Origin of the sequence: Candidatus Jidaibacter acanthamoeba, assembly GCF_000815465.1 — a bacterium.
GTDB lineage: Bacteria > Pseudomonadota > Alphaproteobacteria > Rickettsiales > Midichloriaceae > Jidaibacter > Jidaibacter acanthamoebae.
In genome coordinates, this window is sequence record NZ_JSWE01000156.1 from 1 (window position 1) to 14,774 (window position 14,774).

Genomic DNA, 14,774 nt, shown 5'->3' on the forward strand with positions numbered 1-14,774 from the left:
TAAAATGGAAAACCAAAGATGCTATGGGTTATCATAGTTATAAAACAGCTTATAATACCATTCGAGGGATTGAGACAATCAATATGTTATTCAAGGGGCAGCTTTATCACTTACTTAAGAGCTCTGCTATAAATATTAAATACTTTGTTGAAAGGCAATTTAACTTACCTACCCCTGCTTATATTTTCTAAAAAACCTCATAAAATTTTATAACTTCTTCCTTCAATTTTATTCTTTGCAACACAACCCGTTCTCAAGGGTCTTTCTTGATATACCAATATGTTCAGCAAAATCAGTAGTTGTTATTTTCCTAAAAAATAGAACTCTACGTATGATTTCTCCTATTTCATCCATAATAATATGCTATAAAGTGTACATTTTTTTATGCCTGTAAATTAGCAGCTAGGTTTATCATTGTCCATATTTCAGAATAGATGAAGCAATGTTTACTCATATTCCCACAATATTCTCTACTTTCACTTGCATAATAGTTTACACAGATGTATAATAAAAAAAAAGAGCAGCTAGCTTGTAACTAACTACTCTTTTTTCATGTGAGGTCTGATAGACCCCTAAAAACAACCAAGGTTAGTCTATCACTCCTCCGTTAAAATTACCAGTGGTTTAATCGATAATTATAACTAATAATTATCAAATATATAATGGAGCGTTTATGAAAGATTCCGCACAAGCTCAGATCTATGGCACAATGGCTAAAGACCTTGAGATACATAAAGACCTAAACGGGAAAGTATACGGTATTGCAACCCTCACGGTAAATAAAAGTATAGGCTATAATCCTACCACGGGAGAAGAGTTGTTTGAACCGCAATGGTTCAAAATTCATATTACCGATGAAAGCTTAACTAACTTCTATAAACCCCTACTGCTTAAAGACAAAAAGGTTATCTTTATCGGTGAGCTTGATATTATACAAGCAGATATGGATGACTCTCATGCGCAAGCAATGATCAGAGTAAACAGTCCGCTCGGTATAGCGCTTATGCCTAAAGCCTTTTAATGGTTAAGAATAACCTATAGGGGTTCTAAACATAAACCTCAGATTTTTCCGAGACCACCTATAAGCCGCATAAATAAAAGGCTAGACACCCCAAGTGAGAAATTTCGCCCTTTCCTGCAAACAACCCCTATTATGAATTAGTTATAAAATTATAGTTTGACCTAAGTATAAATAAGTCAAATTAAAAAGATATTAGAGTGCTATACTATCATTACGATTAAGCGCATCATATAGTGTGGATGGCTTTATGCCAAAAGTTCTACAAATTGAAGCTTTGCTAACTCCCTCTTTAATTTGTTTTATGATAGCTTCCATCTTCTCTTCATTAATTACTCTAGGCCTGCCTCCTCTTTTACCTCTCCTCTTTGCTGCCTCAAGACCAGCGAGCACCCTTTCTTTTATTAGAGCCCTTTCGTATTGAGCCAATGTGCCAAATAGCTGAAATAGCATTTCCCCATGAGGAGTGGTTGTATCCATTTGTTCTGTTATGGAACGAAATGCTACTCCTTTCTCACGAAGAGTGGCCATAATATCTAATAAATTATGCAAAGACCGTCCTAAACGATCCAATTTCCAAACTATAAGACAATCTCCTTTATTCAAATATTCTAACGCTTTTTGTAAACCCGGGCGTTTATCTCTAGCTCCACTTGCTTTGTCTTCAAAAATATTTCTTGGGTCAACTCCTGCATTTATTAAAGCATCTTTTTGAAGATCAGTTGATTGACGATCGCTTTCTGATGAAACACGAATGTATCCAATATTCATACGAAAAACCCTAATTTGCACATATCCGAATAGCCTAGCAATGCGACTATATTTATCGTATAGGTTTAGACTACTTTTAGGAAAGTTTCAAGTTCTAAAAAGCACCCTAACGGAAAACACTTGTTTTCCGTTAGTTTAGTTAATGTTATTTGTAATCGGATTTGTATGAATAACTTGTCTATATATTAAAGATTACATTAAATGATGCGTTAAAAAGCATCAGTAGAGAGTGTATAGTTGACATTGCACTATACAATTGTTAATATATTGCATAAACAGCAATATTAAAAGATATCGAAATAAAAATGAAAAATATAGCTATCACAATTAGGGTGCCTAATAAAGAATTGCATATCATTGATGATTATGCGAGAGAAAAAGGAGTTACACGTGCAGAGATATTCCGCGATCTAATAGTTGATACTGCAAACGATATTAAGCACAAGAAGCGGAAAGAAAAGTTAATTGCCGCATCTAAAAAAGTAAGTCAGCACAATATTAGTGAAGCTATTCAATTAGAGGATACATTAGAGGACGGTTTAAAAAATGACTAATATTATACTTACTCAAGGTGATATTTGGTTAGCTAATCTTAATCCTCAACAAAAATCTGAACCAGGTAAAATTAGACCGGTACTAATTATCCAAAATCAATATTTATTAGACGCAAATCATAGTACTACTATTATAGTACCCCTCACTACCAACCTTATTGATGATGCTGAACCTCTACGCATTAGAATTAATGCAGAAGATAAACTGGAAAAAGATTCAGATTTACTCATAGACCAAGTAAGGGCTATAGATAATAAAAGATTTATAGGAAGCCCACTTCTTAATATAGGGGAAGATAGATTAAAGTACGTAATTGATGCTCTCCAACAGGTAATACATATTCCCGAAACTAAGGATTAATTATTTCTAGTGTACCTTCAGCTTGAGTTATATAGAGAGAAATTGTGCATCCCTGTATATTATCTCATGGATATTCTATGCTTTTAATGCTTTGTTTTTAGGATAAGTTATAAGGTAGTATTGCAAGAAATGAAGCAGGGTTAAGAAGGTATCTAATTTTATGAAGGCGTTTAAAAAATATAAGCAGGAGTGGGTAAGTTGTTAAAACCTTTGGGGCTATATTGCTTAATACAGAAATATTGCTGATACCCCCAGCATAAACACCTGTAAACAAAGGATATTTTTGCTTGCAAGCCTAAACGATCTATGTCCTAGAAGATTTAAGATGAATCAGTATAGATTAAAATATAGAGAGTCTTAAATATACAAGAATATTTGGCGAGTTTAGAAATAATATATATAACAAATTACTAATACAAAAATAGCTAATAAAATTAACTTTTTATTATAATAAATATGCATGTTATTTATTAAATGAAAATAATAAATATTGAAAAACTTAAATTATTGAGCAAGTATCATTTCATATTTGATAAATAAAGAAGTACTCAAATATGTTTGAGGCCAACATAATTATCCTCAATATCTTTACATTAAACTTAGCTGAAAACAGGTTAACAATTAACTAAGCTGCTTTAAAGCAGTGTTTAAAGTATATGTGAGTCTAATAAGTTTCTAATCAAATATATATGCAATAAGTTGTTTTATATTTAAAATAGGTATAGATTATGCATCAAAAAGAAACCAAAAATCAAGATAAAAAAAATACATCTGACAATAAAGATAATGATATTTTATTACAAGAAGCAATGGATTTGTGGACGGCCTTTAATAGTGCTAAGAATGAAGCTGTTAAACAATTTGCCGGAAACTATCCTGGGACACCATTAACCACTACGGTTTCCAATTATTATATAAAGACAACAAATCTAGTATTATCTACTGTAGGTGGTTTAATGAATTATGAAGATGCATTAAGCCGTGGGTTAACTCATGAAAGAGCAGTATTAGTAGCCACCTCACATGTAGTATTGGGAAACTTATCCGGAGCTTTATGCGCAAAGGGTTTATCAGCCATACCTTTGATCAATTTAAACCCTATTCTCACAGCCGCAGCAGGCAGTTATATTGGATCAAGAGCGTATGAAGATTGTGCAAAAGAGCATGTAGACAGAGCATTTGACAATTTATTTAGTACTTATGATAGAAAAATGTTTGAAGCTTCTCTAATAGCAAATGGCTTGGGAGACTCATATAATAGGTCTTGTCCTTTAGATCCAATTCCTGGGTATAATGTCCAATATTCTGAAATAGGTGGGGTTGCTAATAAAGTTGGTATTATTGAAGGAGTAAAAAATAGTACTGACCAAATATTCTTTAATGAACATATTTTTTGTATTCCAAGCAATGGTAGAGCTATGCCTTTCACGGATGCAGAATTAAAACAAATATTAAGAGAATTAGCTATAGGAATATATATACATAAGACTTATCCATTTTTTAGTTTGCACTTTAATAATGACCATAAGCTTTATCCTGTGATACACCCTGCATACCAAAATACGTTAGTTGGGGATGTGATAGCAATTCTTGACTACTATATGAAAGGGTTTTTAAATGGAGGAATATTTGATAAGAATTTTCTGCAGGATTGGGATAAAGAACAAATTACCGACAGGGATTATTTAAAGAGTAAATTAATTGATATTAAAGAATATTGTAAAAAAAATCTTTCAGGATTTAAATACGTATCTTTAAGGGAGCTAATGAGCAAATACGGTCTTGAATCGGAAGAAGAAAGCATAAATGATAATCCTAATTCAATATATAAAACTAAATTTAATACTTCTTTTAGGATAATTGCTAAGCAAGGATCAATTTCTAAATATGAGAATATATTTTTAATGAATCCTGAATTTGATATAGAATATAGCATAGAATTGATGCCTGACTACAAGCAATATTTGGAAAGTTATAAGCAAAGAAATGGATATTTGCCTGAAGATTATATAAGACTAACTCATCTTTATGAACTTATAGCACAAAGTATAAAACAAGAAATGCCTAAGCTTCCGTTTTGTAGGGATTATTTCCAGATGCTAGGTATTATAAATTTCTTCTGTTATTATTATACGACTTTACAAGAAATAGGTAAGGTGCCTATATTAGATAGTGCTCCTATGGTTTATAATGGAACTTCTCCTAAAGTTTATCCACCCATACCTGTTCGTTATTACAAGCATTTAAATCTCAATATTACTTATACAGATTTTATTAATAAAATACTGGTACTAGAGAAAAGGCAAACTAAGTATAAGATGGACTTCTTTTATGAGCAATTATTTGAAAATCTTGCAACTATTCAGCCAGATGCACTTTCAACTAGAATAAAATTAGCATTAGTGGAATTAATTAAATCTAAAATACCAGACGATGTAGGGGTGATAGAAGAATCTGAAATTGATAGTGAGTATATTGAACAGCTGTATAAGAAAATTGATTTTGAGCTCAAATCAATAGTTACCGGTTTGAAAAGCAGCATATCAAATAGTTTTAAAGATATATCTGATAGTGCTAATAAAATCTATGGGTTTTTGGTTGCTGGTATTCTTAGCAAAGAGTTTTCTGAATATCAAAGTCAGTTTGAGCAGATAAATTTAAGTAACCTACCACCAAAATATAATAATATCTTAATTAAGATAAACAATTCAGGAAAGGTCGGACCTGTACTTTTAGTTGAAGAAATAGAACAAAGGAAAACCTTAGAAGAAAAGCTTGGGTATATTAAAAGTATTATTGATAAAAAATTGGAAGCTACTACAAAAATAATTAACCAGAATGCAACTCGAGAATACAAAAAAATAGAAGGAACAATCAATATTGAAGGAGAAAAAGCTAAAAAGATTCTAGAAGATAATATTAGAAAAAAGAGTGAAAAGTTTGAAATTGAACTTCAGAAACAAAAGGATAAAGTAATTTCAAGAAATTGCTATAGTTTGCAACAAGCAAGTTATTATGAGAGGAAGAAATTTGAAAATGAACTAGACGCGAAATGTGATGAAGCTAGAGAAGAGTTTGAAAATCAAGTTAGGGAGGAATTGCAAGATTTAAAAGATAAATTAAGATTATCTAAATCTATTGCTAAGAAAGAAATTCAAAAGAAAAAAGAGTACTTACTCAAAGAAATCCAATCTGCACATAGTGAAATAGTCTCTTTATTAGATAAGCATAAAAAGATATATAAAAGTATTACTAAATGGATATTAGAAAATGAACAAATTTCTAAAATAAATGTAATAACAAACTATGACCACTCAACGTTAAGTATAGCGGATAATGATTTTTATAAAGAAGTTGGAGATAATGTTAGTATTGTGGGTGGCTGCGGATTATCTCTACAAAATATTGCACCTACCGAAATACAACAAGGAGAACGATTAGCTAAAAAGATATTAATTAATATCCAAGACAAAGACCCAGAACAATTTTCTCAAATTAAACATCAAGGGCAGAATTACACTATATTTAGATTAAAAGTAAAAGATAAAAATATAATCAATTTCTTTGATTATACATATTTACTTGATAGTTTTAGTGACGATACTGTATCACATAGAAAAACATCAAGTAATGAGTATGAAGACTTTAAAAAATTACTACTTAAATCAGTATACAACGAATCTGATGTTGAGATTAACTATGATTCCATTAATTTAACTAGAAGAGATAAAGCAGGTCAAACTATATTACACCATATATCTGGTTTAGTTAGTAAACCTGTTCTAGAAAAGTTAATAAGCAAAAAGACGGAATGTATTACACAACAAGATAAGCTAGGTTATTGGCCTATTCATGTTGCTGCAAGAGCTGGTAATACTGAAGCTGTAGAATATATGATTAATTTAAACAAAGAGTGTTTAGAAGCTAAAACTCAAGATGATAGAACTCCTTTAATACTAGCAGCAGAAAGAGGCCAGACTTCAGTTATAAGCTCATTATTAAGATTAGGGGCTAATCCAAATCATATATTACCTAATGGCTTATTCGCATTATATATTGCTATCCAAAATAAATATCAAGCTGCTGCATTATGTTTATTAAATAAAAGAGATACAAAAGTAGATATTGTAACTGACAATGATAATAGCCCTTTACATTTAGCAATAGATACTGACCAAGGTGAAGTTGCAAAAGCTCTAATTGTTAAAGGTGCCGATGTTCATAAACGCCGTAAAACTGATGGCTATACCCCTCTACATTGTGCTGGAATAAAAGGCCGATCTGAAATATTAAAAGCTATAATTAAAACAAAGAGTATTTCAGTAGACGAAAGACTTGATTCAGGACAAACAGTATTACACCTTTCTGCAGCAGGAGGGCACATAGAAGCAGTTAGGACTTTAGTTACATTGAAGGCTGATATAAATATACAAGATAATAACGGTAATACATCTTTAATGGTTGCTATACTTAACAATCAAATTGATATAGCCCACTATTTAGCACAGTTCAGCAGCATTAATATCATAAATAACTTTAATGAAACAGCTCTATTACAAGCTGCAAGGAAAGGAATGTATGGAGTAGCAAGTATACTAATAAGCCGCGGAGAGAATCAAGATCTCTCATCTAATAAAAACTTGGATAAGGTTAATCCTAAAGAAGCAGATTATGAAATAATAAAAAAAGTGTTGTTATCAAACCAGAAAACAAATGTTAAGCAACTTAGTAATGATATAAGTTATTATTTACTTAGAAATGGGCAATATTATTTATTCACAAAACTATTCAAAGAGCAAAAGATAAATCCTAAAGGTGAGTTTTTAAGTTCATCTAGTTTGGGTGTAGCATCACAATATAAGCATGGAATGCTAATGGACTTTTTAAAAGAACAACAAATAGTATTTAAGCTTAATAATAGTACAAACGATGACTTTATTTATTTTGCTGTAAAAGTTGATGATGTAAGCTCTCTAAGAGAATGGGTAGCACAACAACCATTAATGTCTAAAGCTTTCTGGTCTAGTAACATAAATGATAAAGAAGTAAGAACCTTAATGTATATAGCTGCAGAGAACTCTAGTTTAAACTGTCTTAAGGAGTTACTTAGTATAAAAGGTGATAATTATTGTAATGCTTTCAATAATAAACACTTACTTTACGGTGCTATTATAAGTCATAATAAAAAAGTATTAAAAGAGGTATTAGCACATTGTACAGATCCTAACATTTGTGTAGATGAGCATCAAAACACTGCTGCTCATATAGCAGCAGAACATGGGTTATTGCATTTAATAACAGTGCTTAATAAAAGAGGTATCACCTTTTGTAAGTTAAATGATAAAAAGTATACCCCGATGCATCTAGCTATTTTAAATGATGATAGAAAGATGCTTAAATTACTATTAAAACTTATAGAAACAGCAAGCTTACCCCAAGACTTACTTTCTTTCGCAATGATACATAAAAAATCTAAATGTATAGAGTTTCTTTTGAAGAATTATAACCTGGGAAATTCTATCAATGGAGAAAAAGACAAATTAGTATTATTAAATGCTTGTAAAAATAACAATATAAATCAAGTAAAAGCTCTCTTAAATATTAAATATGATGTTAATGAAGCTACCTCAGAAGGTATAGCGCTTCACACAGCAATTGAGCATAGTTCTATAGAAATAATTGAATTATTATTAAACGCTCAAGCTGATCCATTCTTAATATTTAATGGTGAAGATGCAATTAAGGTTGCGATAAAACATAACAGAATTGATGCCCTTCATTTATTACATAAATATGAGTTTAGAAGTTTTCTTTTAAGTAAGGTAACAAGTTATTCTAAAATTTCCCAGAATCCTTACATATTAGAAGCATTAGAGGGTAGAAGTGAAAAATTTGACACAGATAAGAAAAGATTATTATCTGCATTTGACAATAGAAATTATAAAGATTTTGAGGAAATTTTAAAAATTTTTCCTATTAATAATACTCTTTTTCCAACTGAGGAAGGAATATTAAAACCATTTCTACACTTTGTATTTAAATTGGATCCAATTATTTCAGGTAACTATGCCTGTAGTATTATAGAGTTAATTAAAGATAAAGTTGATCCGAGAGTTAAAGATAGCAAAGGTTTAGGAATCATTTTCAACCTTGAAGATGATAACGAGGTCTCTATTCTTGAGAAACTGAAATGGGTTGATAAATATTTTGGCAGATATAAACAAGAAATCTTAGAGCAAGCTAACTATAATGACTTTACTTTAACAGAAAAATTGTATGTAAGCGGAAAAAATAACTTAGCTAAGTTATTTTTAGAAAATGGTTTCTCTATAAATTATAAAGATAAAGAAGGTAAATCACTTCTACACTTCGCAGCTGTTAAAAACGATATCGATATGGCTCAATACTTAATTAGCAAAGGAGTAATACCAGATATAACCGACCAACAAAGAGCCACACCATTAATGCTAGCTGCAGCATCTGGTAGTATAAAAATATTAGAATCACTAGTATCCCAAGGAGCCAATATAGATGCTGTGGATATATATCAAGACTCAGCACTGCACTATGCAATTAAAGCAAAACAATCAGACTCTGCACTATTCTTAGCAAATTTATCACAAAATATCATAGATAAAAATCGTAATGGCCATACTCCATTAATGCTTGCAGCAATTTCAGGGTTAAACCCAATTGTACAATTTTTAGGCTTTAAAATGGCAAAAATTAACCAATTTGATGTTAAGGGATTAAATGCTTTACATTTGGCAGCTATTTATGGAAATACTGAAATCATCAAATTGCTTGTTGATATAGGGATGGATATTGATTGCGAAACGCAATACACAAAGAAAAATAAGCTTAAAAATACTGCTTTACATTTGGCTGCATCTCATGGCAGAGTTCAAGCATTTACAGTTTTGATTGAGCTGGGAGCCAGCATTACAAAAGAAGACATAAGAGGATGGAGCGCAATTCAATATGCAGTAAAAAGCAACGATAAAGAAATTACCAATTTGGTTACACAATTATCCAGCTTTTATATGTCAAGTGAACAACCAAAACTTTTGTTAGCTGCAGCTTTAGGGAATAATGTAATAGCCGTTAAACAATTATTAAATAACAGATGTCCTATTAATAGTTTAGATAAATTTGGGGGGAATGCTTTACACTATGCTGCTTATACAAATGCACATAATGTTGCAGCATTACTAATGGAACTAGGAATTAATTTAAAAGCTACTGCAGGTAATGGTAATACCCCTCTACATGAATCAGCATTAAATGGGTCTATTAATGTATTAAAGCTACTTTGTGAACAACAAATTGAATTAGATGCTAAAAACCAAGAAGGTAAGACAGCCCTACATCTAGCTTGCGAGCAAGGGCAATATACGGCTGTAGTCCAATTGATACTAGCAGGTGCTGATTTATATATAACCGACAATAAAGGTATGACACCTGGCCAACTTACTTTATTAAAATGGCATGAAAAGGTAATAGATTTATTACTTATATTAGGAGATCAATCCTTAAAATCCAATGTTTCAAAAGATATCCCAAGTTATTTAAGGCAATGCTATGAAGCATTAGAAGTAAAATTAATAGAGTTTGAGAAAAACATACAAGAATGTAATCTATTAAAAATGAATGCTTTACATATTTCTATAGTGTTGAAACATAGTGATGCTATATCCTTATTATGCAAAACACAACCTCAGTTGATACAACAAATTGATATAAATGGAAAGAAACCTATTCAATATGCAATTCAATCAAAAAATTACTCAGCTGTCAGAATTATTAAGCAACATGAAAATCAGCTTTTAAAGCAAGAAGCAAATACAAATTTATTAGCAAAATCACAGAAACAGCCAAATATATTTAATGTAGCCCAGCTGATAGAGCTGTTAGGAAAATATTTTACTATTAGAGATGATAATATATTAAAGAGAATATCTGAAACCTTTTCTTCTCTCCCTGTAGAAGCAAGTACTTTATTTTTTGGTAGCCTTATCAATATGCAATCAAAACAGCGTTTAGAGTATATTAATAACTGGCTCAATCTGCTTGATAAGTTATCTAGGCACCCCGAATTTTATGAAAAATTTACTTATAGCTTTCTAATTCAATATTCTTGGGATGTATTGTATAGTAATCCAGAGTTTTTTGAGTTATTAGATAATCTAACAATGGAAAATCAAGAAATATTGCAGCAATGGTTTTGGAAATATTTTGAACCAACGGTATCATATCCATTAGAACACACGAAATTTAACAAAGCTTTAAATCTATTTAGAGAGTTCATGGATGAGTGCTTACAAGCTAAAGTTGGAAATTTAATTTCTTCACCACCGCAAAAAAATATCTCATTCCAATTAAGTATAAATCAATCTTATCTTGAACTTTGCATATTGGCTTTACAAAAAAGTACAGATAAAAAAATGCAAAGCTCTTTTTTAAATTTATTGCCCTCTATTAAAATATTGAATAATGCATTCCATAATAATTTTCCTTTTGTATGTCAAATGATGGTTTCATATGGTGCTATACAAAAAATTACTAATATAGAAGTACTTGATGAAATATATGATTATAAAACTTTAAAATCTCAGGCATTAAGCTATTTAGCCTATAATCGTAATTTACAATTTAAGGAAGTATTGAGTTTCTTTAGTATACTTGAAAAGATTGATACTAATGAACTTAATATCGAAGAAAAAATGGTAGTTATTCGTTGTATCATGCATCTATCAAATGGTGGTATTGATCAAAGCAAAATTAGTATGCTTCTAGAGCTTGCCATACAAGTTAAAGCAGAGCTTGGTTATAGAGTATTTAGAAAGTTATTTACTGCTGTACCTACTGTACAAAGCGCTAGAATGACTTACTATATAGAAATATGTAGCTTATTATTAGAATTACATAATGTAATTAACATAAATGAGCTTATTGGCAGCTGCTTGCCAGATTTGCAAGGTTTGCTAGGTAAATTAGAGGAAGAGCAATTAAAATATTTACATGATAAATTTCCAGAATCAGACTTAGAAGTCGCACTAAATAGATTTGCAAGTAAGAGTGATTTTGTTCGTTTTCCTTTGTCAAGCAAAGATATTAAAATACTGCAAAGTACATATTTAAATATTTCAGAATATGCAAAAACAATAAAATCAAAAAGTTTAGTTGAGCTTTCAGAACTTGCACAAATACAAGGAATCATATTACAAAAGAATCCTCAAGATAATGAAGCTTCTATTAAGTTACTTGCAACCATACGTGAAGTTATTAGGCATTGTTTTAAAATTTATCCCTATAACACTCAAGTTTTATCAGTAATTGGGCTTATACATTTTCCCGAAGAATTTAAAGGAAGAATTGCACAAATTCGTACTGGAGAGGGTAAATCAACTATTATTGCTATGCTTGCAGCTTATATGGCTTGTCAAGGTAAGTTTATTGATATCATTACCTCTTCAAGAACACTTGCTATACGTGATCAAGAAAAATATGAAAAATTTTTTGCGAGGTTAGGTATCAGTTGTTCTCATATTTGCTATGATCAACAAGAACAACAGCACTTTAATGGGGTAGTACTTTATGCAACTAATTACGATTTTGAATTTTCTATATTAAGAGATCAGTTATACAATGAACAGAAACGTTTTACAGAAATACATGGAAAGAAAATTAGACGTACCTGTGAAGTAGTAATTGTAGATGAAGTTGATAACCTCTTTTTAGATACAGCATTAAATGCAGCAAGGATAGCTTTACCTTCTGCAGAAGATACATCCTGGGTTTATGAACCTATTTTAAATTACGTTAAGCAGAATATTAGTAAACAGTTAGATTGTAAAATGCTTAGAGAGATTTTGAAACAATACTGTAATGGTAGATACATTAAACAAGCCACAGAATTTACAAATGAAAGGTTAAAAATGTGGATCTCATCAGCTAAAATAGCGATCGAAAAAGAGGAAGGAAAAGATTATATAATTGATAATAATAGCTCTTCAATAAATGAAAATAAGGTAATAATAGTAGACTTCCAAAATACAGGTAGCCTTAACCATGGAAGTAGATGGAGCTATGGAATACATGAATTTCTTGAAGTCAAACATGGCTTTAAACCAAAAGCTGAGAGCTTGACTTCTGCTTCAATATCACACCCTGCTTTCTTTAAAGAATATAAGACTATATTTGGGTTAACCGGCACAGTAGGGGAAGAGCAGGAACGAAAAGAAATCAAGGCTATTTATAATGTAGATATATTTGATGTTCCTCCACATTTCCCTAACTTACGTAAGGCTCTCCCCAATCAATATTTTCAAGACAAGAAGGTTTATTACCAGGCAATTATCGATGAGGTAAAGTCAGTAATAAAACAAAATAGACCTGTACTTGCACTATTTAGGACCATTAATGAATCAATAGCCTTTGCTAATAAACTTAAAGAAGAAAATATAAGACACTATGTTATTAACGAAATGCAAAAAGAAGATAGTAATTATATTTTAAGCAGAGCAGGACGTCCTAAAAGTGTTACAATTGCTACTAATACTGCAGGAAGAGGTACTGACATTATTTTATCACAAGAAAGTATAAAAAATGGGGGTTTACATGTTATTTTTGGATTTTATCCTGCTAATCTTAGAGTAGAAGATCAAGGTATGGGTAGGGCTGGAAGGCAAGGGCAATCTGGTACCTGTCGTATGTTTACCCATAGCCGAGATGAAGAAGTTCAATATTTAGTTAATAGATATTTAAGCTTAAATTCATTTGTAAGTAGTAATTTTATTGAATATCTAAACCAACTTAGGTCTGAAAAAGTTAAATCCCTATCTTTAGAAAGAACAACCAACTCAGCTATTGAAACTATTAACTATCAAATACTGAAAAGATTTTGTAGTTATAACCAAAAATTTTCTAATGAGTTAAAACAAATTTCAATAAGTGAATTAATTTTGGTATGTAAAAATTATAACACTTATAAAATAGGTCTATCTATACATAACCCAAGAAACCCACTTACAATTGGCTTACATAAACTAGCTTATAGCTTAGCACAGTCTCACCAACAAGGTAATGTTGTTGATTGGGCAGCATTTTTGGATGTGGCTAGGGAAGCATTCTTGTCAGTAATTTTGCAGGAATGGGCTTATTTTTATAGTAATTTACATATAGATAAAAGCGTAGGGAATTTACAATCATATGAAACTATATTAAATAATAAATTTAATAATTTTATAAAATCAAAAGTTGGGCCCATTTTTAATGATCCTACCAAATACTTTAAATCTTACATATTAGAACTATTATCAACAGAGCCTTATAAAGATGAACAAATTATGAGTGAAAGAGAGAAAAATAGAACTTGTAATGCTGGTAATAAAATATCAAATCAATCAATTATGATTCATGATACAGATATAGGTAACAGTAAAGAAGTTGAGGATAATGGTGCTCTAAATACCATTGATCTTAACCTAAAAACAACTATTATTTCAGCAAAATTATCTGGATATATAAATCAATTAAGTCAATGGTTACAAGTAAGGAAAGGGTTAAATAATACAAATTACTACAAAAAAGGAGACGAATCTTACTTATTCAAAAAATATGAGGAAGCGATTAAGCATTTTAACAAAGCAATTTTAATAGAACCAAACAATGCAGAATATTATAACCGTAGAGGTAATGCTTATTATGCTCAAGGTAAGTATAAGGAAGCAATTGAAGATTATAGCCAAGCTATAGAATTAAAACCTAATAATGAAACTTACTATAGTAATAGAGGTATGGCATATAATAAGCTTAAAGATTATGAAAATGCTATAAAAGATTTTAATGCGGCTATCAGTATAAACTTTAGAAATGATGAGGGTTATAACCGTAAAGGTAATGCTTATTATGCTCAAGGTAAGTATAAGGAAGCAATTGAAGATTATAGCCAAGCTATAGAATTAAAACCTAATAATGAAACTTACTATAGTAATAGAGGTATGGCATATAATGAGCTTAAAGATTATGAAAATGCTATAAAAGATTTTAATGCGGCTATCAGTATAAA

The 14,774-nt window shown here is 30.6% G+C and carries 7 protein-coding genes; 5 read left to right on the top strand and 2 right to left on the bottom strand.

The annotated features are described in order from the left end of the window. The coding region (locus NF27_RS12565; RefSeq protein ID WP_039454516.1) for a hypothetical protein at positions 1 to 191 on the top strand (191 nt) is incomplete at its 5' end. Between the two features lie 37 nt (positions 192 to 228). Here the strand turns inward: NF27_RS12565 and NF27_RS13175 are convergent. Continuing rightward, on the bottom strand, positions 229 to 354 hold the full coding sequence (locus NF27_RS13175; protein WP_275574618.1) for a hypothetical protein: 126 nt from the start codon (positions 352 to 354) through the stop codon (positions 229 to 231). 319 nt (positions 355 to 673) lie between these two features. Here NF27_RS13175 and NF27_RS07745 point away from each other — a divergent pair, with 319 nt between their 5' ends. Continuing rightward, positions 674 to 1,021, top strand: coding sequence for a single-stranded DNA-binding protein (locus tag NF27_RS07745; RefSeq protein WP_039457906.1), 348 nt, complete (start codon positions 674 to 676; stop codon positions 1,019 to 1,021). A 192-nt stretch (positions 1,022 to 1,213) separates the two neighbouring features. Here the strand turns inward: NF27_RS07745 and NF27_RS07750 are convergent, their stop codons facing one another. Beyond that, positions 1,214 to 1,789 carry a recombinase family protein gene (locus tag NF27_RS07750; RefSeq protein ID WP_039457908.1) on the bottom strand — a complete coding sequence of 192 codons (576 nt, stop codon included), beginning with the start codon at positions 1,787 to 1,789 and terminating at the stop codon, positions 1,214 to 1,216. 305 nt (positions 1,790 to 2,094) lie between these two features. On the opposite strand from NF27_RS07750, the gene NF27_RS07755 reads away from it, so the two are divergent. The 3 genes from NF27_RS07755 to NF27_RS07765 all read left to right on the top strand — a co-directional run. Further along, the gene (locus NF27_RS07755; protein ID WP_039457909.1) at positions 2,095 to 2,343 is read left to right on the top strand and encodes a ribbon-helix-helix protein, CopG family; all 249 of its coding nucleotides are present in this window, start codon (positions 2,095 to 2,097) and stop codon (positions 2,341 to 2,343) included. After that, positions 2,336 to 2,704: a type II toxin-antitoxin system PemK/MazF family toxin gene (locus NF27_RS07760; RefSeq protein ID WP_039457910.1), complete on the top strand. Its 369-nt coding sequence runs from the start codon at positions 2,336 to 2,338 to the stop codon at positions 2,702 to 2,704. The genes NF27_RS07755 and NF27_RS07760 overlap by 8 nt, the downstream gene beginning before the upstream one ends. A gap of 728 nt (positions 2,705 to 3,432) precedes the next feature. Further along, a partial coding sequence (locus tag NF27_RS07765; RefSeq protein ID WP_039457913.1) for an ankyrin repeat domain-containing protein occupies positions 3,433 to 14,774 on the top strand: 11,342 nt, incomplete at its 3' end.